The sequence below is a fragment of the Cupriavidus taiwanensis LMG 19424 genome (genome assembly GCF_000069785.1).
In the GTDB taxonomy this organism is placed as follows: Bacteria; Pseudomonadota; Gammaproteobacteria; order Burkholderiales; family Burkholderiaceae; genus Cupriavidus; species Cupriavidus taiwanensis.
The window spans coordinates 2024034-2046118 of record NC_010530.1 but is presented as its reverse complement, the minus strand read 5'-3'; the positions used below and the strand labels follow the sequence as shown (position 1 = coordinate 2046118).

Sequence of the window (22085 nt, the reverse complement as noted above, 5' to 3'; positions counted from 1 at the left end):
CAGAGAGGAGACTGCATTGAAGAAGCTGTTGATCGCCAATCGAGGAGAGATCGCACTGCGCGTGCTGCGCGCCGCGCGCGATCTCGAGATCGGGACCGTCTCGGTCTATTCGCAGGACGACCAGGGCGCGCTGCACCGGATCCTGGCCGACGAGGCCGTTGCCCTCGACGGCGCCGGGCCGGCGGCATACCTCGACATGGCAGGCATCATCGCCGCGGCGAAGGCGGCCGGCTGCGATGTGATCCATCCGGGCTATGGCTTCCTCAGCGAACGGGCCGACTTTGCGCGGGCCTGCCAGGAAGCCGGTATCCGATTTATCGGGCCCACCGTCGAGCAACTTGCGCTGTTCGGCGACAAGGGGCGGGCGCTTGAACTGGCGGCCGACAGCGACGTGCCGGTCATGCCGGCGACACGCGGCGCGGCGTCGCTGGAGGAAATCACCAGCTTCTTCGACCAGCAAGGCGGCGCGGGCGTGGTGATCAAGGCGGTCGGCGGCGGCGGCGGCCGCGGCATGCGCGTGGTGCGCCGGCGCGAAGACCTGGCCGAAGCCTATGCGCGCTGCCGGTCCGAGGCGGGCTCGGCATTCGGCATCGATGCCGTCTACGCCGAGCGGCTGGTGGCGCGCGCGCGCCATATCGAAGTGCAGATCGCCGGCGACGGCGCGCATGTGATTGCCCTCGGCGAACGCGACTGCACCCTGCAGCGCCGCTTCCAGAAGCTGGTCGAGATCGCCCCCAGCCCGGTACTGAAGCCGCCGCTGCGCGAGCAGATCATCAAGGCGGCGCTCAGGCTGGCGCGCCGCGTCAACTACCAGAGCCTGGGCACCTTCGAGTTCCTGGTCGAGGAAACCGAATCGGGCGAGCAGAAGGACTTTGTCTTTATCGAAGCCAATCCGCGCCTGCAGGTCGAGCACACCATCACCGAGCAGGTCACCGGCGTCGACCTCGTCGCGCTGCAGATCGGCATCGCCGCGGGGCAGACGCTCGCCGATCTCGGCCTGGATCCCGCGGCGCCCCCACAAGCCCGGGGATATGCCATCCAGGTGCGCATCAACGCCGAGATGACCGATGCACAAGGCCTCGCGCGTCCCGCGCACGGCCGCCTGGAGCGCTTCGACCCGCCTTCGGGCCCGGACGTTCGCGTCGATTCGCATGGCTACACCGGCTATGAACCGTCGCCAAACTTCGACACCCTGCTGGCCAAGCTGATCGTCACCAGCGCAGCGCCGAAGTTCGACGCGGCCGTGCGGCGCCTGCAGCGCAGCCTGGCGGAGTTCCGCATCGCCGGCGTGCCGACCAATCTCAACCTGCTGCGCGCGCTGGTGCAGCGCGACGATTTCCTCGCGCAAGACGTCCACACCCGGCACTTCGAGGCGATCGTGCCGGAGCTGACCGCAGCGGCGGAGTCGATTGCGCAGGCGGGGCGCGCGCACGAAGACTTGCTGGGCGGCGTGGCCCGTCCCGCGCAGGCGCTCGCGCCGCGCCTCGCCGATCCGGAAGAAGACATCGGCGAGGGCCTGGTGGCGGTCCGCGCGCCGCTGACCGGCAGGGTGGTGGAGATCGGCGTCGCGCTGGACGAGATCGTCAAGCCCGGCCAGACGGTTGCGGTGCTCGACGCCATGAAGATGGAGCACGCCATCGTCGCCGAATGCGGCGGGCGCGTGGTCGACCTGCGGCTGGAGCCGGGGGCGCTGGCTGCGGAACACCAGGTGCTGATCGTGCTGGAGCAGCTCGAGGCCGATGGCGTCGCCGTGGCTGCCGCGCAGCAGGCCGACCCCGATGCGATCCGCGCCGACCTGCAGCGCGTGCTGGACCGGCATGCGTACCTGGATGACGCCGCGCGTCCCGATGCCGTCGCCAGGCGCCGTTCGCGCGGCCAGCGCACCGCGCGCGAGAACGTCGCCGACCTGTGCGACCCGGATACCTTCGTCGAGTACGGCGCGCTGGCGCTCGCCGCGCAGGCTTCGCGCCGCAGCCAGCAGGACCTGATCGTCAACACCCCGGCCGATGGCCTGATTACCGGTATCGGCCATATCAACGGCGACCTGGTCGGCAAGGAGCGGGCACGCAGCGCGGTGATGGCGTACGACGCCACGGTCATGGCCGGCACGCAGGGCAAGCGCAACCACATCAAGACCGACCGCATCGTCGAAGTGGCGCTGCGCGACGAGCTGCCCCTGGTGCTGTTCGGCGAAGGCGGTGGCGGCCGGCCCGGGGACGTGGATTTCCCTTCGGTGTCCGGGCTGTACCAGCCGTCCTTCGCCGCCTTTGCCGAGCTGAGCGGCAACGTGCCGGTGGTGGGCATTGTCTCGGGGCGCTGCTTCGCCGGCAACGCAGCCTTCGTCGGCTGCTGCGACGTCATCATTGCCGACAAGTCGGCCAATATCGGCATGGCCGGACCGGCCATGATCGAAGGCGGCGGCCTCGGTGTCTTCCGCCCGGAGGAAGTCGGTCCCGCATCGGTGCAGGTTGCCAACGGCGTGATCGATATCCTGGTCGACAACGAGGCCCAGGCCGTGCAGGTGGCGAAGCACTACCTGTCCATGTTCCAGGGGCGCGTGGCGCACTGGAGCGCGCCGCAAGCGCTGGCGCTGCGCCATGTCGTGCCGGAGAACCGGCTGCGCGTGTACGACACGCGCAAGGCCATCGACGGCATCGCCGACGTCGGCAGCGTGCTGATGCTGCGCGCCGGCTTCGGCGCGGGCATCCACACCGCGCTGGCCCGCGTGGAAGGCCAGCCTGTCGGCATCATGGCCAACAACCCCTATCACCTTGGCGGCGCCATCGATGCCGACGCCGCGGACAAGGCGTCGCGCTTCATGCAGCTGTGCGATGCGCACGGCCTGCCGATCATCTCGCTGATCGACACCCCCGGTTTCATGGTGGGTCCGGAATGCGAGGCCCGGGCCCAGGTGCGGCACGTGTCGCGCATGTTCCTGACGGCGGCCAAGCTGCGTGTCGCGTTGCTGGCGGTGACGCTGCGCAAGGGCTATGGCCTTGGCGCGATGGCCATGGCGGGCGGCGGCTTCCGCTCGGCAAGCTTCACCGTGTCGTGGCCGACTGGTGAATTCGGGCCGATGGGTCTTGAAGGCGCGGTCCGACTGGGCTTCAAGAAGGAGCTGGATGCGGTGCCGGATGGCCCCGAGCGCAAGGCGCTGTTCGACAGGCTGGTCGCCCAGTCCTACGAGCGTGGCCACGCGATCAACACCGCGGCCGCCGTCGAGATCGATGCGGTGATCGACCCCGCGCAGACCCGCAAGTGGATCGCCCAGGGCATCGCCTCGGCGGACTTGCGCGGCCGCAGGGAGCGCCGCGGATTTGTCGATGCGTGGTAAGCGCCGTGCCCGACGAATTCCTGCACACAGCCAGGAGGTTTCCATGATGAAGCATGGGTTTGACCCGGCGCAGCTGGCGCTGGGCGGCTTGCGTGTGCTCGAGGTCGGCAGCGGTCCGGCGCTGGCGTACGCGGGCAAGCTGTTTGCCGACTTCGGCGCCGAAGTCATCAAGGTGGAAAGCCCGGCAGGCGACGCGTGGCGGCGGATGCCGCCGCTCGTCAGCGCACCAGAGGCCGGGCAGCAGGAAAGCGCGCTGTTCGCATGGCTGAATACCAACAAGCGAAGCGTGACCGCCGACGACCGGAACGTAGAGGACGGCGCCTGGCTGGCGCAGCTGGCGCTGACGTGCGACGTGGTGCTGGACGCCCGTGCGCTGGCTGAAGGCCCGGGCATTCTCGGCACGCCGGTCTGGCAGCAGGCGGCCGACGACACGCCAGGGCATGCGCCGATCGAGGTGGCGCTCACCTGGTTCGGCGAGAGCGGGCCGTACAGCCATTACGCCGGCGCCGAAGCCGTGTGCCGCGCGCTTGCCGGCGCGGTGCACGGCAGCGGCCCCGCGGATGGACCGCCACACATGCCGCACGACGTGCAGTCGGCGATCGTGGTGGGGCTGAGCGCATTCTCGGCCGCCGTCGCGGCGCTGATCGGCAGCGGGCAGGGCAGCCGCCGCTACGTGCTGAGCGCCCACGAAGCGATCTTCGGCGTGGTCGAGATGGAAGCGGGCATGGTGCAGGACAAGCGCCATCCGCTGCGGCGCCTTGGCGTCAACCGGTTCTGCGGCACGCATCCGGCCGGTATCTACCAGACGGCCGACGGGTGGATCGGCATCTTTACGCACACCCTGCCGCAGTGGAAGGGCCTGTGCGAGGCCATCGGCCGTCCGGATCTTGGCAACGACCCGCGCTACGCCAGCGGCCCGGAACGGATGGAGCGGGCGGACGAGATCGACGCACTGCTGATGCCTGCCTTCCTGACACGCACGGCGCGGCAGTGGTTCGAGATCCTGGGGGACCAGAAGCATCCGGCCGTGATCGTGCCGACCATGGAGACGCTGCTTGGCCAGGCCGTGCACCGGCAGCGAGGCGCCTTCGTGCCGGTCGGCGTGGGCGGCGCTTCGTTCGAAGGCCCGGTGGTGCCGCTGCGGCTCGATGCGGCGGGCCCGCTGCCCGGCGGCAATGCGCCGGCGAAGGGCGCGCATGACCTGCACTACCGCACCGTGGGGCTGGATCATCGCCCGCGCCAGACGCTGCGGCGAATGGCCGGCGAGCGCTTGCCGCTCCAGGGCCTTCGCGTCATCGACCTGACGATGGGCTGGGCGGGGCCACTGGCGGCGCGCACGCTGGCCGACTTTGGCGCGGAGATCATCAAGGTCGAGAGCACCGGCTATCCCGACTGGTGGCGCGGCGCCAATTTCACCGAGGCGTTCTATCGGGACCGGCTGTACGAGAAGAACGCGAACTTCAACCTGATGAACCGCAACAAGCTCGGGGTCACGCTGGACCTGACACGTCCCGAAGGCAGGCAGTTGCTGCTGCAACTGGTCGAAAGCGCCGACGCGGTCATCGAGAATTACTCCGCCGAGGTGCTGCCAAAGCTCGGGCTGGACTACGAAGCCCTGCGCGCCAGGAATAAGCGGCTGGTGATGCTGTCGATGCCCGCCTTCGGGCTCGGCAACGCGTGGAGCAATACCCGTGCGTACGGCGGCACGCTCGAGCAGGCCAGCGGGCTGCCGCTATATACGGGGCACCCCGATGGTCCGCCCGCCATGACGTCGTACGCCTATGGCGATCCGATCGGCGGCCTGAACGGCGGCGCGGCGATACTGCTTGCGTTGTTCGTCCAGCAAGCGGCGGGGCAGGGACGGCACATCAACCTGTCGCAGGTCGAGGCGATGTTGCCGATGGCCGCACCGTTCATGCTGGAGCAGTCCGTTGCCGGCGCCGTGTCGCCGCGGCAGGGCAATCGGCATCCGATGCACGCCCCGCATGGGTGCTTCCGTTGCGCGGGCGACGATGCGTGGATCGTGCTGACGGTGACCGACGCGGAGTGGCCCGCGCTGTGCCGGGAAATTGGCCGGGAGGACCTGGCGGCCGATCCGAGCCTGGCGCAAGCCTCGGGACGCCGCGCCGACGCGGGCCGGATCGAACAAGCGATCAAGTCCTGGTGCGTGCGCCGCGACGCCGAAGCGGCAATGCGGCAGCTGCAACAGGCCGGGATCGCCGCCGGCGTGGTGCGGCCCATGTCGCAGGTGTTGGCGGACCCCCATCTGTGCGCGCGCGGGTTCTGGCACCAGGTCGAGCGCGCCCACGTCGGCACCTACACAGCCAGCACCGCATGGTTCAGGACCGGGCCGGACCCCGTGCCCATCCGCCATGTCGCGCCGACCCTGGGCGAACACACCGAAGCGGTGCTGCGCCGCGTGCTGGGCCTCAGCGCGGAGCAGATCGCAAGCCTGGAACAACTGGGCATTACCGGCACCGTGGCGAAGCCAAAGCAGGCAAAGCCAGTGCCATGAGTCCTGCAAGTATTCAGAAACACCCCTATTACGACACGGAGACAGCATGAACAAACCGACATGGATCCAGCGCTGCCAGGCCGGCGCAAAGGCCGGCAAACTCGGCATGGCGGCAGCCGCGCTCGGCATCCTGGCCACGACGATGGCCGTGCCGGCCGCGGCCCAGAATGCCGGCTGGCCGAACAAGCCGATCCGGATGATCGTTCCCTTTCCGGCGGGATCGTTCACGGACACCGTGGCCCGGGTGCTTTCGGAGCGCCTGACCAAGTCCCTCGGCCAGCCTGTGGTGGTGGAAAACAAGGCGGGCGCGAACGGGCTGATCGGCGTCGGCGAGGCCGCCAAGGCCGCGCCGGACGGTTATACCTTGCTGGTCACCAACTCCAGCAGCATCACCATCAACCCGCAGATCTACAAGAAGGGCACTTATTCGCCGAAGGACTTCACGCCGGTCACGCTGGTCATCGAGGCGCCATTCATCCTCGTCACCAATCCCGACTGGTCGCAGAAGAACGCGGTCGGCACGGTGCCGGAACTCGTGCGCTACGCGACGCAGCATCCCGGCAAGGTCAGCTATGGCTCGGCCGGGCCGGGCAATATCGCGCATCTGAGCTTTGCCATGCTGAACAACCGGACCAGGATCAAGACCACGCATATTCCGTACAAGTCCGCGGCACAGGCGCAACTGGCCGTGATCAGCGGTGAGCTGGATACCGCCTTCGACACCTGGACAGCGCTGCCGCAGATCAAGGCAGGCAAGCTCAAGCCCCTCGCCGTGACCGCATCGAAGCGCATGGCGCAGTTGCCGGATGTGCCAACGCTGGAGGAGCTTGGCATCGCTCCCTTCGACGTGTCGTTCTGGATCGGCATGCTGGTACCGGCCGGCACGCCGCCGCAGATCGTCCAGAAGCTTCATTCGGTCGCGCAAGGGCTTGCCGAGGACAGCAAGGCGAAGACGGCGCTGGGCCAGCAAGGCGATGTCGTGATGATCGATCCGGCCAATTTTGCGAAGCGCGTGGCAAGGGAGGAGGGCAACTGGACGGCAGTGATCCAGCGCGAAGCCATCACGCTGGATTGAGGCGGCAGACGGCCCCGCGGAGTTGCGGGACTCCGCGGGGAATGTGCGCGTTGGCGGATGTTGCTGGATAGCGCCGGGCGGTCGGTATGCGGGAGACTGGGCCTGGCGCCGTCTGGTGAACTTTTCTCGTCGAAGATCGACCCTCCTCGGACGCCCGAAAGCGGCTGGCTGCATGTCCGCTAAAGTGCTAGCTGCAACATTGGCCGTGGTCTCGGGTTCCGGGACGATGGGCAGGCCGATCGCTACCGGCAGCATTGGCGCATGGACAGGCAAAGGACTTTTTCAACACGGCATCGGAAAGATTTACTTCACAAGACCGGCGGCCATCTGCGAAGATTTTGGCGCCGCCATTTCGGGCCGCACGTTGGCGTCAAATCAAAGCGGATCGGCTTTTTATGGACTTTGTATGTTGATGAAGCGCTTATTGGTAGCTGCCCTGTTTCCGATCGTGGCATTATCAGCATGCCAATCCGTGAAGGACGGCTCAGCGGCGGATAAGATCAGTGACACCGGGGCTGCTGGCACCCTCAGTGAAGCGGAAGCTGCCTCCATCGCGCGCGACGCGTATATCTACGGTTTCCCGCTCGTCGAGGAATACAAGACGCTCTACGCCCAGGCGATCGATCAGGGTGGCCCCGACTTCAAGGCGCCATTCAACCAGATCGGCAATACCGCCAACGTCTTTACGCCGAAGGACAGGGCAATCATCACACCCAATTCGGATACCCCGTATTCGTTTGTCTGGATGGATCTTCGGGCGGAACCGCTGGTGCTGACGCTGCCGCCGATAGAGAAGAAGCGCTATTACTCTGTCCAGCTCATCGACATCTATACGCACAATTTCGCGTATCTCGGTACGCGAACCACCGGCAACCAGGGTGGTAACTTCATGATCGTGGGGCCGGACTGGAAAGGCGAGAAGCCGGACGGCGTCAAAGCGGTAATTCGCAGCGAATCCAGCATCGCCTATGCTCTGTATCGCACGCAGCTCTTCAACCCGAAGGACCTGGCGCGGGTACAGGCCATCCAGAAAGGGTACAAGGTCAGGACGCTGAGCGCGTTTCTTAGCCAGCCGGCGCCAGCGGCTGCCGCTTCCATCGATTGGCCGAAGCCCGGCGCGGACGCCACCAGTTCCCTTGCATTTTTCCGCTATCTGAATTTCATGCTGCAGTTCGCCTCGACGGTGCCGAGCGAGCAAGACTTGATGGCACGCTTTGCGAAGATCGGCGTCGGCCGCGGCCTGCCGTTCGACGAAAACGCACTATCACCGGCGATGCGGAAGGCCATGGCCGACGGCATGGCCGATGGCAAGACGCAGTTCGCCGAGTTCAAGAAGAAGCAGATCGATACCCGGAAGGTGAGCAGTGGTGCGCTCTTCGGTACGCGCGAGCACCTGCAGAACAACTACATGTACCGCTACGCCGGAGCGGCACTTGGGATCTTTGGCAATTCCATTGAGGAAGCGCTGTATTCCTCCTACTACGTTGACAAGGACGGCAAGCCGCTGGACGCATCGAAGATGCGCTATACGCTTCATTTCGACCAGCATCATCTGCCGCCAGCCAATGCATTCTGGTCGTTGACCATGTATGACGGCAAGAGCAAGCTTCTGGTGGACAACGCGCTGAACCGATACCTGATCAACTCCCCTATGCTCCCGCAGCTCAAGCGGGACCAAGATGGCGGTCTTACGCTTTACATCCAGAAGGACAGTCCGGGCAAGGACAAGGTCAGCAACTGGCTGCCCGCACCGGACGGCCCGTTCTACGCCATCATGAGGCTGTATCTTCCGCGGCCCGAGGCGATTTCCGGCCAATGGCGCCAGCCTCCGATGGTGGCAGCGGAGTGAAGGCACTGGCGGGACGCGAGACGATTCATCGTCGGGAATGTCGGGGGTAGAGGCGCGGCCATGCGATGCTAGCTCGGCGTCTTTGGCGGTTCCTGCGAATGTCGGCGTTGACCGGCTTCCGCCATTGGCGCGATGCAGGTCAGACGGCAGAAAACTGGCCTGGCTCAGCCAGTCGTCAGTCTGGATGCCGGCTTTCTGGCGTCAATGGCGGCTTCGGACTGCGAATTCAACCGGTCGAAGCGACGCCCAACAACTCTCCTGCGTGACGCCCATTCACGGTGTCTGCCCGCTTTCGCAATGGGGAGACCATTATTGTCAAAGCCTGCAGTACAGGCTGGCTTATCGCGCGCAAATGGTTATGCGAAATTATTCGTTCTGCGACGCGTGACGCATTCTTAGCATGACGCCTTTTCCGAGTCATTCACTGAAGCGAGACAGGCGCATGACAACAAACAGAGTAGTGTCCTCTAGAATCGATCGCAGGGCCCCGCAGCGCCACTTGCTCGCCGCCGTTTGCCTGGGCGCGCTGGCGCTGGCTGGCTGCGGCAGCGATGACGGCCGCGCGCCAAATGGCGACGAGTCTTCGACCACCCAGCCGACGCAGCCGCAGGCGGCAAAGCGGCCCAATATCCTGTTCATCATGGCCGATGACCTTGGCTATTCGGACCTGGGCGCTTTCGGCAGCGAGATCCGCACGCCCAACCTGGACAAGCTGGTGGGCGACGGCCGACTGCTGACCAACCACCACACCTCCACGGTGTGCGCGGTCACGCGTTCGATGATCATCTCCGGGACCGACCACCACCTGGTCGGCCAGGGCACCATGGCCAACACGGACGCCAACTATATCGACGAGAACGGCAAGCCGATTCCCGGCTACGAGGGCTACCTGAACGACCGCGCGCTGTCGATCGCGCAATTGCTCAAGGACGGCGGCTATCACACCTACATGGCCGGCAAGTGGCACCTCGGCAGCGGCCTGCCCAATGGCACCAACCAGGGTACGGCGGTTGGCGCCACGGCACCGGGCCAGACGCCGGTCTCGTGGGGCTTCGAGAAGAGCTATGCGCTGCTGGGCGGCGGCGGCGATCACTTCGGCCGCAACGGCCCGACCGCGTATGTCGAGGACGATCACTATGTCACGCCCAATACCACCAACTTCTATTCGACGGACTTCTATACCAGCACCATCCTGCGCTATATCGATTCCAGCACCGGCAAGAATGCCGATGGCAAGCCATTCTTCGCCTACCTGACCTACCAGGCCCCGCATTCGCCGCTGCAGGCACCGGCGGCCTACCTCGACCGCTACAAGGGCGTATACGACGCTGGCTACGAGCCCATCCGCGCGGCGCGGCTGGCGCGCCAGAAGGCGCTGGGCCTGATTCCCGCCGACTTCACGCCCAACCCAGGCCGCGACGAGACGCTAGCGGTCACGCCGGCGACGCCCGGCTGGGGCACCGCGCAGGCCAGTTATGTGTCGGCGACGCGCAGCGTGGCGCAAGGCGGGGTGGATACGCGCGTGATGAACGCCAACAAGAAGTGGGACAGCCTGAGCGCGGACGAAAAGAAGGCCCAGGCCCGCTATATGGAAATCTACGCGGCCATGGTCGAGAACCTGGACGACAACATCGGCCGCCTGGTGCAGCACCTGAAGGACATCGGCGAATACGACAACACGCTGATCGTGTTCCAGTCCGACAACGGGCCGGAGGCCAGCTACTACGAGTTCGGCGGCAAATACGATCAGTCGTACAACCTGCGCAATGCCGATCCCGCGGTGTTCCCGACGCTGGGCACGCGCGACTACAAGGGCCACGCCAACCTGGACTACGGGCAGCGCTGGGCTGAAGTGAGCGCCACGCCGTTCAAGCTGTGGAAGTCGTTCCCGTCCGAGGGCGGCCATTCGGTGCCGACCATCGTCAAGCTCCCGGGGGCTGTACCGGCGACCTCGGCGGCGGCGCAGCCGAAGGTCACGGCCTTCACGCACGTGGTCGACCTCGCGCCGACCTTCCTGGACCTGGCGGGCATCAGCGCGCCGTCGACGCCCGCCGCCCCGCTGTACGACAGCAAGGGTGTGGACCGGAACGCCGGCAAGGTGGTGTACGACGGCCGCAATGTCTATCCGATCAGCGGCGTGTCGCTGTTGCCGACGCTGCTGGGCAAGACCGAAGCCACCGGCCGCACCACCTTTGCCGAAGAGCTGTACGGACGCACCTATGTCTACAGCGACAACTGGAAGGCAGTGTGGATCGAGCCGCCATTCGGGCCGGCGCATGGCGAATGGACGCTGTACGACATCCGCGCCGACCGTGGCGAGACCAACGACCTGGCGGTGCAGCGGCCGGATGTGCTGGCGGACCTGAAGGCCAAATGGAATGACTACGCGGCCAGGGTCGGGGCGGTGCTGCCCAAGGTGCCGGGCATGATCTACTGACCGGGGCAGGGGCATGACGCTCAAGGCAAAACCCTGGCGGGTCCCGGCGTTGCTTGCCGTCGCCGCACTGGCCTTTGCCGGCGGCCTGGCGGCGACGCTGGCGGTGCCGGCGGGCAGTCCGGCGCACCGCGCGCCACTCGGCACGCCGCAGCAGTGCGCGGCGTACGCCGGGCTGCCGTCAGGCTGGGGCAAGGAGCGCACCGCCGGCATGGTGCGCGTTGCGGGTGGGGAGTTCTTGCCCGGCACGACGCACGGCTATCCGGACGAGCGCCCGGCCGGCAAGGTGCGCGTGCGGCCGTTCTGGATCGACCAGACCGAGGTCACGGTGGCGCAGTTTGCCGCCTTCGTCGACGCTACCGGCTACATCACCGATGCCGAGCGCCAGGGCACCGCGGTGGTCTTCCGGCAGCCCTCCGATGCCGAGTTGCGCGCGCGCCCGTATGCATGGTGGTCGATGGTGCAGGGCGGCGACTGGCGTCACCCGCAAGGACGCGCGGTGGGATCGGATGCGGACCGCGACGGCTGGCAAGCTCGTGCTTCGCAGCCGGTCACGCTGGTGACCCAGGCCGATGCGCTGGCCTATGCGCGCTGGCTGGGACGCGAACTGCCGAGCGAGGATGAATGGGAGTTCGCGGCCAAGGCCGGGCGCAGCGATGCCGCGCTGGAAGCCGCACCCCAATCGGCCGATGGCACGCCCACGGCCAACTACTGGCAGGGTGTGTTCCCGGTGCTGAACAGCTCGCGTGATGGCTTTGCCGGGCTGGCTCCGGTGGGATGCTACCCGGCGAACGGCTTCGCGCTGTACGACATGATCGCCAATGCGTGGGAATGGACCGCCGACGCCTACACCGGGCCGCGGCAGTCGCATGCCAATGGCGATACCGCGGCAGTTGCCGGCAGGCAGCGCGCGGTACGCAGCGCCGTCATCAAGGGTGGCTCCTTCCTGTGCGCGCCGGATTTCTGCGTACGCTATCGGGCTTCGGCTCGCGAGCCGGCGGAAAACGACCTGCCCACGTCGCATATCGGCTTCAGGACGGTGCTGCGTGATGGTTGAGCGACGACGAATTGTCATGGGCGGCCTGGCACTGGCGGCGCTGGGAAGGACCGCCGGCGCACAGGAGGCGCGCATCGTGCGGATAGGCGTGGCACGCGATGCCGATGCCCAGTTGCTGGCCGCGGCGCAAGCCACTGCGCTGCAGAACGGCGTGCGTATCGCGCCGGTGCGCTTCGCCGAAGGCGCGCAGGCCGGCGCCGCGCTGGCGGCCGGGCGCATCGACGCCAGCATCGCGCAGCATGCGCCAGCGCTGGCACGTGTGCCAGGCAGCGGCGGCACGCTGGTTGCGGTGGCGCATACCGTGACGTATCCCACGGGACTCTATTCGCGGACTGCGGCCCGGCTGGCCGAGTTGCCCGCGGGGACCAAGGTGGTTCTGCCTGCGGAGGCCGAAGGGCAGGGTCGCGCCTTGTTGCTGATGCATCAATACGGGCTCGTACGGCTGGATACCGCGGCAGGGCTGCAGCCGAAGTTGGCCGACATCCGCGCCAATTCGCGCCGGCTGACGTTCCAGCGCCTGGCGCAGGAACGGCTGGCGCCAGCGCTTGCCGATGGCGCGCTGGTGGCGCTGCCATTCGATGCCGCGGCGGCGGCAGGGCTGGAGCCGGCGCGCGATGCCATCGGCATGGAGGACGCGCGCGTGCCGTTTGCCAACGTGCTGGCGGTACGCGCGCAGGACCGCCGGGTACCGTGGGTGGCCGCCACCGTGCGCGGCCTGCACTCCGCATCGGTCAAGGACTTCATCCTGACCCGCTTCAACGACTCAGTGCGGCGGCCATGGTGACGGCACCAGGCACCGGCGCCGCGGTGATGTCGTTTCACTGCAGCGCCTGCGGCAAGTGCTGCAATTCACCGCCGCAGCTGACACTCGCAGAACTGTTCCGGCATCAGGACCGCTTTGTCGGCGCCATCGGTATGCGCATCGTGCGGACTGCCGGCAACGCGCACGCATCGGACGCGGCTGCCCTGGCCGCCAGGCTCGGTCATGCACTGCCCGGTGGTGAATACCTGATGCTGGCGGTGCAGGGCCTGGACTATCCGTCGCTGAACCGCTGTCCTGCACTGGGCGATGACAACGCCTGCACCATCCACGCCAACCGGCCATCCACCTGCGCCATGGTGCCGCTCGATGCCTGGACGCCGGATGCGCTGCAGCCGGCACTGCTGGAACAGCGGCGCGCTGGCGCCGGCTATATCGGCGCCGACTGCATTGTCGCCGGTCCGCGCGACGGGTATCGCGAGCTGGTGCGCGCTACGCGCGTAACCGATCCGGTCTATGCCGATGCCCTGAACCATCGCCGTCATGACGAAACGCGGGAAAAGGCGGTGTGGAGCTCGCAGGTGTTCCGCTGGTTGCTGCCCGACTTGCAGGCGGCTCCGGGCGGCATCGCCGCATTGCCGACGGCGGGTGCGCGCACGCTGTCACTCGTGCCGGCATTGGCAGTGCTGGCAGCGGCCTCGGCGCTCAGCCAGCGACGCTGCCTGGAGTTTGTCGAGGTACAGTTAGCGGTGATCCGACGCAACGTCGCCCGCGCGCTGGTGCGCCGGCAGGCCGCTGACCGCCCGGTCACTGCGGAGTTGCGTGCGATGGAGACAGCCTTGCTGCGCTTTGCCGCGCATCTGCGTTCTGCCGCGCAGATCACGCCAGACCCGGATCGCGCAGCCGTGGTGGAATCATATCTGGCGATCTGACCCAAGGGCGAGCCAATGGACGCCTAGTAAAGAAACTCTGGGCGGAGATGTCAGACGGCGCAAGCTGGATGCGAAGCCTGGTGACCCAAGTCGCGCCTCGAGTACGATCATCGCTGTTCTAGCGCCACGATTTTCTACTGCCAATCGACTCCTCAGTTTTTTCTTCAGCACAACGCAGCCATCCTTGTTGACTATGCGGGAGCAAGGCGGCGGGAAGGCGAATCTCTACCGCTCCGGGTCGACAATCATCGCCGCCGCCGATCACGAACAGGTCACTCTCGGGCGGTCGTCGCCATTTGCCTTGCCGCAGCCTCCTTGATGTCGAGGGTTTCCCACGGAAGTCCCAAAGCGTCAAACAGTGGTCCCGAAATGTCAAACGACCAGCCGGCTCTTCGCCAATACTGGCTCGCGTGCGCCGGAGGACTACTTCGGCGCAAGTTTTGAAGAGACCTCGAGTACGTATGACAAGCCAGATTGCATCACTTCTATCGGGAGCCGCAGCTCCAACGTTTTCGCACGCAAGCGCCGCTTCAGGAACTGTCCTCACGGGCAAGGCAATGCCGCTGGAAAACGTCCAAAACCTGCGTGACCTCGGCGGCCTGCGCAGCCGCGACGGAAGGCGCGTGCGCTCGGGCCGGCTGTTTCGCAGCGGAAATCCGGGGATGGCAAGCACGGCCGACCTCCAAACGCTGCGAGCCCTCGGTCTCGACGTGGTCCTCGATTTCCGTTCCCCCGAAGAAAAGTCGCCCGACGAAGCAGGTTTTGCCGATGCCTTCAATTGGGTTGCGCTGCCGGTAATGGAAGGCAGCATGAGCATGAAGGAATTGGTACCGCGCCTGCAGGCCGCCACGCGGCAGGACATGGACGACTTCATGTTGCAGGTATATCGCGATTTTCCGATCAAGCACCAGTCGGCCTTTGGCGCGTTCATGAAAGAGGCAGAGAAGGGACAAACGTTGCTGTATCACTGCAGCACGGGTAAAGACAGGGCTGGCTTTGCCACCATGCTGTTGCTGTCGGCGCTGGATGTCGCGCCCGGCACGATACGGGCTAACTATCTTGAATCGAACCACTGGAACCAGCGCCTGATTAAAGGCCTACTGGCACGGCTTGGATCGCTCGATATTGCACCGGATGTCGCTATGCCATTGCTGGAAGTCCGCGCAGGCTATCTGCAGGCGTCACTGCAAACCATCGAACAGGAATGGGGCAGCACGGCCCGCTTCCTGCGTGAGGCACTGTCAGTGGACGTGCCGCGGCTTCAGGCGCATTACCTGGACGAAGCTGCATGATCAGCCAGTACCGTGCGGGCTGATCGAAGACGTGCTGGCTCGCTGTGCACAGAAGGGCCACCGTCTAGTACAGAGCCGACATTTGAATGTCCCCGTGTACACGTGGACCAACGTCCGTGAATGGCCGAACTGAGACGCTGCTGCCGTGCAGCATTCGGCAGTGATAGCGCATGAGCGTTCGCGCAATCGGACGTGCCGACGGATGGCGTCGAAGGCCACTCGGAAAGGCTCTCGCCGGTAGCACTTTCAGTTCGCGTCGCCCAAAGCCCCGGCGTCAGTCGTGCAGGTGCTCGTCCACGAAGCGCCGGAACAGCGCCATGCTCGGCGCCTCGGTCCGGCCCGCCAGGGTAAAGAACGCATACCGGGGACCATCGTCGACCGCGGGCGCGGTTGCCAGTTCGAACAGCTTTCCTTCGGCGATTTCCGTCCGCACCGCCGCGACGATGCTGAACAGGATCGCGTCCGAAACCAGCACGGCCTCGACCAGGCTGCGCACGTTCTCGCAGCGCAGGCTCAGGCAATGCTCGGGATCGGCGCGCGCGCCGAAGCGCTTGACCAGCCCGCGCGCGACTTCCGGGCTCAGCGGGGCCGACGCCAGCGGATAGCGCATGACATCGTCGAAGGTCACGGTCTCGCCGGCGGCGGCCTGCAGTAGCAGCGGATGGCCCGCGCGGCAGATGAAGCGGCCCTGCAGCTGCGCCAGCAATTCGTGGCGCAGGTCGGTGGCCGGCGCCACGCTGGTGACCTCCACGATGACCGCGTCCAGCGTGCGCTGGCGCAGTTGGATCATCAGCGCGTCGGAAGTGCCGAGCGACACCGCCACCTGTATGCCGGGGTGGTGCATGGCCATGTGGCGCAGGAACGGCGTCATCAGCACCGCGCCGGGGCCAGCGCCCAGCCCGACGCGGATGGCGCCGAGGTGATGGCGGTGGAACAGTTCGACGCTGCGGTGCAGCTCGGCTTCCTCGAACAGCATGCGCCGGGCCCGCTCTGCGATCAGCTCGCCCAGCGGGGTCAGTACATTGCGCCGGCCATGGCGGTCGATGAGCTTGCCGCCAAGCTCGTCCTCCAGCGCCTGGATGCTGCGGCTCAGCGCCGACTGGGTCAGGTGCAGCCGTTGCGCGGCGCGGCTGAACGATTCCACGTCCGCGACCATGAGCAGGTGCCGCAGGTGTTTGAGGTGCATCTACTGCCTTGTGGATGAGTTTTATGAATAAATTTTAGACGAGTAATGCATTGGACACATAGCAGGCTGCCCGATACGATCCGTCGCACAACACACAAAGCGACGCAACGCGCCGAGGAGACTGCCATGACCCGAATCCGATTCCAGAACATTGCCCGCCGGCTGCTGCGTGGCGCGGTGGCCGGCCTGCTGTGCGTGGGCCTGGCGCCGGCCCACGCCTATCCCGACCGGCCGGTCACGCTGCTGGTGCCGTTCCCGGCGGGCGGGCTGTCGGACGTGGTCGCCCGCAACCTCAATGCGCCGCTGGGCCGGCAGTTCGGCCAGCCGGTCATCGTCGAGAACCTGGGCGGCGCCGGCGGCGCGATCGCCGCGCAGAAGGTCCTGCATGCGCCGGCCGACGGGCACCTGCTGCTGCAGGCCGGCCCCGGCGAACTGATCACGACGCCGCTGGCGAATGCCGCCATCAAGTACAAGAGCGAGGACTTCCGGCTGGTACATATGGTCGGCGCGGTCGACCTGGCCATCCTGGTGCGCAAGGACCTGCCGGTGAAGGATGTCGATGAACTCGCGGCCCATGCCGCGCAGGCGGCCCGCGCGGGCAAGCCGCTGACCTATGCCAGCGTCGGCATCGGCTCGCTCTACCACCTGCTAGGGGCGCACCTGTCGCAGACCATCGGCGCGCCGATGACGCACGTGCCCTACAAGGGCGGCGCACCCGTGATCCAGGACCTGGTGGGCGGAATCGTCGATATCTTTATCTCGCCGTTCGGCAAGCCCGACATCGAGCGCATGCGCACCGGCCAGGTCAGGATGCTGGCGGTGCTGTCACCCACGCGGCTCGACGCGGTCAGGTCCGTGCCAAGCGTCAATGAAAGCAGGGCGCTGCGCGGCTTCAACTACACGACCTGGGCCGGCGTCTTCGTGAAGAAGGACACCGCCGAGCCGGTCGTGCAGGCGCTGCACAAGGCGCTGGCGCAGACGCTGGCCGACCCGGCGGTACGTGCCAGCCTGGATGCCGCGAACCTGCCCGCATCCCGTCCGGCATCGCTGGCGGAGAGCCAGAAGGCGTACCAGCAGAGCATCGACCAGTACCGCGGCATTGCGCGTGCCATCGGCCTGCAGCCGCAATGAGGGACGCCATGCATCCACTGCTCGCGGCGCTGCGTGACAGCGCCGAACCGTTCGTTGCCATCCGCCGCGACATCCATCGCCATCCGGAACTCGGCTTCGAGGAACACCGAACCAGCGACATCGTGGCCAGCCTGCTCGCCGAATGGGGCTACGAGGTGGAACGCGGGCTCGGCACCACCGGCGTCGTGGGCCGGCTGCGGTGCGGCAGCGGCAGCCGCAGTCTCGGCATCCGCGCCGACATGGACGCGCTGCCGATGGCCGAAGCCACCGGACTGCCCTATGCCAGCTCCCATCCTGGCGTAATGCATGCCTGCGGGCACGACGGGCATACCGCCATGCTGCTTTGCGCGGCCAGGCATCTCGCACTGCATGGCAATTTCAGCGGCACGCTGAACCTGATTTTCCAGCCGGCGGAGGAGGGCCTGGGTGGGGCCAGGCGGATGATGGAAGCGGGGCTATTCGACAAGTACCCTTGCGATGCTATCTTCGCCATGCACAACGTCCCCGGCTCGGCGCCAGGCCGGCTGCTGCTGCGCCAGGGCGCGGCGCAGGCTTCGGCCGACAACGTGACCATCACGCTTACAGGCATCGGCGGCCATGCGGCGTTCCCGCACAACGCGGCCGATCCGGTCGTGGCCGGCGCTTCGATCGTGATGGCCTTGCAGACCATCGTGGCGCGCAATGTCGATCCGCTGCAAACGGCGGTGATCACGGTGGGCGCTTTCCAGGCTGGCACCGTTTCCAACATCATCCCTGCGCAGGCCGTGCTCAGGCTGAGTGTGCGCGCGCTGGATCGCGGCGTGCGCGACCAACTCGAGCAGCGCATCCGCGAGCTGGTCTGCGCGCAGGCGCAAAGCTACGGCGTGGCGGCGCAGATCGACTACGAGCGCGGTTATCCGGTGCTGGTGAACACGCCGGCGGAAACGGCGTTTGCTGGCCAGGTTGCGCTGGAACTGCTGGGGCCCGCTCACGTCAACTGCCAGGCACCACCGATCGCAGCGAGCGAGGACTTCGCCTTCATGCTCGACGCGGTGCCTGGTTGCTACCTGTGGATTGGCAATGGCGAGGGGGGCGAGGGCGGCTGCATGGTGCACAACCCGGGCTATGACTTCAATGACGCCAATATTCCGGTGGGCGCGGCGTACTGGGCGCTGCTATGCGAGCGCTTCCTGGTGGACCAGCCATGGCCGGACTACTCGGCGGACGCCCGGACAAGTGCCTAGGCTAGCCGAGTGTGGGACGCTTGTGGGCGGCAGGCAGCACCAGTTTCCTGGAGGACCGCTGGCGGCGCTGAACCTGGTGAGGTTGGGTTGATTGCTTGCCAAAGCGGGTGCCGTCGAGCGTTGGGCGTTTGTCACGCCAAACGCGAGGCCGGCCAGCACGGTGCCCGCCTGCGTTGCCCGGCCTGCATGCCAGGCGCGATCTAGTCCTGCGCGCCAACGGCACCGCTGGCGATGACCTGTTCCATACGAAGATCCGCAATGCCCGCATCGAAGCGGGCGCGGCTGCCGCCCAGGATCTCGGTCGCCTGCCCGGCTGCCTTCAGCAGCGTCGCGATGGCCGCGAACATCGTGGGCGCGGCGCTGAATCTCTGCCTGGGTCCCGATAACGTCAGGGCGCCCGCCAGTTCGCCCGTGGCGCCGAACACCGGCACGGACGCTGCAGCGGTTTCCGATTCACGCTCGCCATAGGACACCGCCCACAGGCGCTCACGCACCTCCTCCCAGCGCTGGTCGCCGGGTTCGCTGAAGGCGAGCAGCACTTTGCCCGAGGCGCCGCGGTCGATGGGGAATTCGTCGCCGACACCGATGGAGACGCGCACGGCCCGCGCGGGCTCGACGCGATACAGCACGAGGCGCCGGTCTCCCTGCCGGACGTAGAACGATGCGGTCTCGCCGAGTTCGCGGCTGATCTGTTCCAGCAGATTCTCGATGACTGGGCCGACCCGGAACGAGCGCTGGAAGATCGCGGCCAGCCGCAGGGGCTCCGGTCCGATCGCGTATTGCCCGTCCTGCAGTTTGCGGATAAAGCCGCCGTGCTCGAGGGCACCCAGCAGGCGCAGCACCGTGCTCTTGTACAGATTGGTGCGACGCGACAGTTCGGTCAGGCTCAGGCGCTCGTCGTCCGGGCCGAATGCGCCAAGGATGGCAAAAGCGCGGTCCAGCACTGCCACGCCGCTGGAGGCATCGGATGCCACGGCAAGTGGAAGGCCACGGTTGGGGGATGTCTGGTTCTCGTCCATATCGATGGGGTCGGTTCTGTCTAGTAGAACACGCGCCGCAAGAAATGGCAAAAATCGCGGGTATACGCGGATATTTCCCGCCCAGCATGGATATTAAAGTTCTTTGCAGTAGAACATCAGTCTATCTGATAGAACGTCGGAAGCCGCCATGCAAAAACCCCTGCGCAATATCCGCGTGCTCGACCTCACCAACGTGCTGGCCGGGCCCTTCTGCTGCCACCAGCTTGCCCATATGGGTGCCGAAGTCATCAAGGTGGAGACCCCGGGCACCGGTGACCTCGCGCGCCAGCTTGGCGCCGATGCCGACCTCAACCAGCGCCTGATGGGGGTGTCGTTCCTGGCGCAGAACCCCGGCAAGCAGTCCATCACCATCAACCTCAAGCATGCGCGCGGCAAGGAGGTGTTCCGCAAGCTGGTGCGCGGCGCCGACGTGGTGGTCGAGAATTTCCGGCCCGGCGTGATGGACCGGCTTGGCCTGGGCTACGACACGCTGAAGCAGGACAACCCGCGCCTGATCTACTGTGCCATCTCCGGGTTTGGCCAGGACGGGCCGCTGGCGGGACTGCCGGCCTATGACCAGATCATCCAGGGCATGTCGGGCGTGATGAGCATTACCGGCGATGCGCAGACCGCGCCGTACCGTGTCGGGTATCCGGTTTCGGACACCATCGGCGGACTGACCGCGGCGTTTGCCGTGGCGGCGTCGCTGGCGGACCACCAGCGCACCGAAGGCTACTTCATCGATGTATCGATGCTTGAGGCCACGCTTGCCACCATGGGCTGGGTGGTATCCAACCACCTGATTGCCGGCCGGGACCCGGTGCCGATGGGCAACGAGAACATGACCGCCAGCCCGTCGGGAACGTTCCGTACCGGCGACGGGCTGCTCAATATCGCCGCCAACAAGCAGGAGCAGTTCGAAGCCGTGTGCCGCGTGGTGGGCCGGCCCGAACTCGCCACCGACGAACGCTTTGCCCGGCGCCAGGCGCGCCTGGCCAACCGCGCCGCGCTAACCGCGGCGCTGGAAGCCGAGCTGGCCCGCAAGCCCGCCACCGAATGGTGGCCGTTGCTGAACGATGCCGGGGTGCCGGCAGGGCCGGTCCTGAGCGTGCCCGACACGCTGTCGCATCCGCAGGTGCGCGACCGCGGCATGATCGGCGCCTTCGCCAATGCACCGGGCGTCGGGCGCGATATCCGGGTGGTGCGCACCGGCTTCAAGCTCAACCGCGAAGCACCGGCAGTCGACACGCCGCCGCCCGAGCTGGGCCAGCATACGCGCGAAATCCTGGGCCAGCTGGGCTACAGCGACGCGGACATCCAGCAACTGACCGAGGAGCGCGCGGTATGAGCGACATCGACAAGGCATCCACCGGCACGGATCGCGCCATGGACCCGGGCCAGCGCCTGGCGCAGGACTGGTGGCGCACGGAAATCATCGACATGCGTCCGGGCGAGATCCGCTACCGCGGCTATCCCATCGAACAGCTGATCGGCCGTGTCTCGTTCGCGCAGATGATCTGGCTGATGCTGCGTGGCGAGCTGCCCGGCCGGGGCCAGGGTGAACTGCTTGACGCGGCGTTGATGGCCGCCGTCGACCACGGTCCGCAGGCGCCCAGCATCGCCATTGCCCGCATGGCGGCGACATGCGGCGTGGGGCTGAACAATGCGATGGCCTCGGCCGTCAACGTGCTGGGCGATGTGCATGGCGGCGCGGGCGAGCAGGCGGTGGCGCTGTATGAAGATGTCGCGGCGCGCACCGACGCCGGCATTGCCCTGGAGGAGGCCGTCGCCGCCGCGCTGCAGCACTATCGCGACCTGCACGGCAAGTTCGTATCGGGCTTCGGTCACCGCTTCCATCCCGTCGATCCGCGCGCTCCGCGCCTGCTCGCACTGGTGGAGCAGGCCGCGGCGGACGGCGTTGTCAACGGTCGCTATGCGACTATCGCGCTGGCGATCGAGCGGGCGCTGTCGGCGGGCCGCAGCAAGCCGATCCCCATGAATATCGATGGCGCCACCGCCGTCATCTATGCGGAACTAGGCTTTCCCGCACCGCTGGCACGTGGGCTGTTTTGCCTGTCGCGGTCGGTCGGCATCCTGGCGCATGCGTGGGAGCAGGCCAACCAGGGCGGGCGCAACAAGGGACCCATCCCGCGCCAGTTCCTGTGGACCTATGACGGCACGCCGCAGCGCGACGTGCCCGACGTCGGCAAGCCTTGACACACCGACCAGGCCTTGCACCGGCGAGATCGGCGCCGACCCCGGGCGCCCTTCTCCCTCC

General features: G+C 66.7%; 15 protein-coding genes. 13 read left to right on the top strand and 2 right to left on the bottom strand.

Features of this window, described 5'->3' with window-relative positions:
* Window positions 1-16 precede the first annotated feature (16 nt).
* The 9 genes from RALTA_RS24665 (at window position 17) to RALTA_RS24625 (ending at window position 15248) form a co-directional block, all read left to right on the top strand.
* On the top strand, window positions 17-3334 hold the full coding sequence (locus tag RALTA_RS24665; RefSeq protein WP_012356684.1) for an acetyl-CoA carboxylase family protein: 3318 nt from the start codon (window positions 17-19) through the stop codon (window positions 3332-3334).
* A 43-nt stretch (window positions 3335-3377) separates the two neighbouring features.
* Complete coding sequence (locus tag RALTA_RS24660) at window positions 3378-5849, top strand: CaiB/BaiF CoA transferase family protein (RefSeq protein ID WP_012356683.1); 2472 nt, start codon at window positions 3378-3380, stop codon at window positions 5847-5849.
* Between the two features lie 46 nt (window positions 5850-5895).
* Entirely contained in the window at window positions 5896-6924 is a 1029-nt protein-coding gene (locus tag RALTA_RS24655) for a Bug family tripartite tricarboxylate transporter substrate binding protein (protein WP_012356682.1), read from the top strand.
* Window positions 6925-7330: 406 nt separating this feature from the next.
* On the top strand, window positions 7331-8773 hold the full coding sequence (locus RALTA_RS24650; protein ID WP_050976525.1) for a DUF1254 domain-containing protein: 1443 nt from the start codon (window positions 7331-7333) through the stop codon (window positions 8771-8773).
* Between the two features lie 442 nt (window positions 8774-9215).
* Complete coding sequence (locus RALTA_RS24645) at window positions 9216-11210, top strand: arylsulfatase (RefSeq protein WP_050976524.1); 1995 nt, start codon at window positions 9216-9218, stop codon at window positions 11208-11210.
* 13 nt (window positions 11211-11223) lie between these two features.
* Window positions 11224-12264 carry a formylglycine-generating enzyme family protein gene (locus RALTA_RS24640; RefSeq protein WP_012356679.1) on the top strand — a complete coding sequence of 347 codons (1041 nt, stop codon included), beginning with the start codon at window positions 11224-11226 and terminating at the stop codon, window positions 12262-12264.
* Window positions 12265-12280: 16 nt separating this feature from the next.
* Complete coding sequence (locus tag RALTA_RS24635) at window positions 12281-13048, top strand: MetQ/NlpA family lipoprotein (RefSeq protein ID WP_012356678.1); 768 nt, start codon at window positions 12281-12283, stop codon at window positions 13046-13048.
* Window positions 12955-13956 carry a YkgJ family cysteine cluster protein gene (locus RALTA_RS24630; RefSeq protein WP_242405284.1) on the top strand — a complete coding sequence of 334 codons (1002 nt, stop codon included), beginning with the start codon at window positions 12955-12957 and terminating at the stop codon, window positions 13954-13956. The genes RALTA_RS24635 and RALTA_RS24630 overlap by 94 nt, the downstream gene beginning before the upstream one ends.
* Before the next feature lie 461 nt (window positions 13957-14417).
* On the top strand, window positions 14418-15248 hold the full coding sequence (locus tag RALTA_RS24625; protein ID WP_157877241.1) for a tyrosine-protein phosphatase: 831 nt from the start codon (window positions 14418-14420) through the stop codon (window positions 15246-15248).
* 274 nt (window positions 15249-15522) lie between these two features.
* On the opposite strand, the gene RALTA_RS24620 is transcribed toward RALTA_RS24625, so the two are convergent.
* Complete coding sequence (locus RALTA_RS24620) at window positions 15523-16434, bottom strand: LysR family transcriptional regulator (protein ID WP_012356673.1); 912 nt, start codon at window positions 16432-16434, stop codon at window positions 15523-15525.
* 126 nt (window positions 16435-16560) lie between these two features.
* Between RALTA_RS24620 and RALTA_RS24615 the strand changes: the two genes are divergently transcribed.
* Together RALTA_RS24615 and RALTA_RS24610 are read left to right on the top strand one after the other, a co-directional pair.
* Window positions 16561-17565 carry a Bug family tripartite tricarboxylate transporter substrate binding protein gene (locus tag RALTA_RS24615; RefSeq protein ID WP_012356672.1) on the top strand — a complete coding sequence of 335 codons (1005 nt, stop codon included), beginning with the start codon at window positions 16561-16563 and terminating at the stop codon, window positions 17563-17565.
* Window positions 17566-17573: 8 nt separating this feature from the next.
* Complete coding sequence (locus tag RALTA_RS24610; protein WP_050976523.1) at window positions 17574-18788, top strand: M20 aminoacylase family protein; 1215 nt, start codon at window positions 17574-17576, stop codon at window positions 18786-18788.
* A gap of 200 nt (window positions 18789-18988) precedes the next feature.
* Here RALTA_RS24610 and RALTA_RS24605 read toward each other — a convergent pair whose 3' ends face one another.
* Window positions 18989-19807: an IclR family transcriptional regulator gene (locus RALTA_RS24605; RefSeq protein WP_012356670.1), complete on the bottom strand. Its 819-nt coding sequence runs from the start codon at window positions 19805-19807 to the stop codon at window positions 18989-18991.
* Between the two features lie 148 nt (window positions 19808-19955).
* On the opposite strand from RALTA_RS24605, the gene RALTA_RS24600 reads away from it, so the two are divergent.
* Window positions 19956-21155, top strand: coding sequence for a CaiB/BaiF CoA transferase family protein (locus RALTA_RS24600; RefSeq protein WP_012356669.1), 1200 nt, complete (start codon window positions 19956-19958; stop codon window positions 21153-21155).
* Window positions 21152-22024 (top strand): citryl-CoA lyase, encoded by an 873-nt coding sequence (locus tag RALTA_RS24595; RefSeq protein WP_012356668.1) that lies wholly within the window; start codon window positions 21152-21154, stop codon window positions 22022-22024. The genes RALTA_RS24600 and RALTA_RS24595 overlap by 4 nt, the downstream gene beginning before the upstream one ends.
* The last annotated feature ends 61 nt before the right edge of the window (window positions 22025-22085 follow it).

What these genes read in the sequence shown, in the direction of transcription:
- RALTA_RS24660 (WP_012356683.1), top strand. Translation starts at nt 3,378, where the DNA reads ATGATGAAGCATGGGTTTGACCCGGCGCAGCTGGCGCTGGGCGGCTTG.
- RALTA_RS24655 (WP_012356682.1), top strand. Translation starts at nt 5,896, where the DNA reads ATGAACAAACCGACATGGATCCAGCGCTGCCAGGCCGGCGCAAAGGCC.
- RALTA_RS24650 (WP_050976525.1), top strand. Translation starts at nt 7,331, where the DNA reads ATGTTGATGAAGCGCTTATTGGTAGCTGCCCTGTTTCCGATCGTGGCA.
- RALTA_RS24645 (WP_050976524.1), top strand. Translation starts at nt 9,216, where the DNA reads ATGACAACAAACAGAGTAGTGTCCTCTAGAATCGATCGCAGGGCCCCG.
- RALTA_RS24640 (WP_012356679.1), top strand. Translation starts at nt 11,224, where the DNA reads ATGACGCTCAAGGCAAAACCCTGGCGGGTCCCGGCGTTGCTTGCCGTC.
- RALTA_RS24635 (WP_012356678.1), top strand. Translation starts at nt 12,281, where the DNA reads ATGGGCGGCCTGGCACTGGCGGCGCTGGGAAGGACCGCCGGCGCACAG.
- RALTA_RS24625 (WP_157877241.1), top strand. Translation starts at nt 14,418, where the DNA reads ATGACAAGCCAGATTGCATCACTTCTATCGGGAGCCGCAGCTCCAACG.
- RALTA_RS24620 (WP_012356673.1), bottom strand. Translation starts at nt 16,434, where the DNA reads ATGCACCTCAAACACCTGCGGCACCTGCTCATGGTCGCGGACGTGGAA.
- RALTA_RS24615 (WP_012356672.1), top strand. Translation starts at nt 16,561, where the DNA reads ATGACCCGAATCCGATTCCAGAACATTGCCCGCCGGCTGCTGCGTGGC.
- RALTA_RS24610 (WP_050976523.1), top strand. Translation starts at nt 17,574, where the DNA reads ATGCATCCACTGCTCGCGGCGCTGCGTGACAGCGCCGAACCGTTCGTT.
- RALTA_RS24605 (WP_012356670.1), bottom strand. Translation starts at nt 19,807, where the DNA reads ATGGACGAGAACCAGACATCCCCCAACCGTGGCCTTCCACTTGCCGTG.
- RALTA_RS24600 (WP_012356669.1), top strand. Translation starts at nt 19,956, where the DNA reads ATGCAAAAACCCCTGCGCAATATCCGCGTGCTCGACCTCACCAACGTG.
- RALTA_RS24595 (WP_012356668.1), top strand. Translation starts at nt 21,152, where the DNA reads ATGAGCGACATCGACAAGGCATCCACCGGCACGGATCGCGCCATGGAC.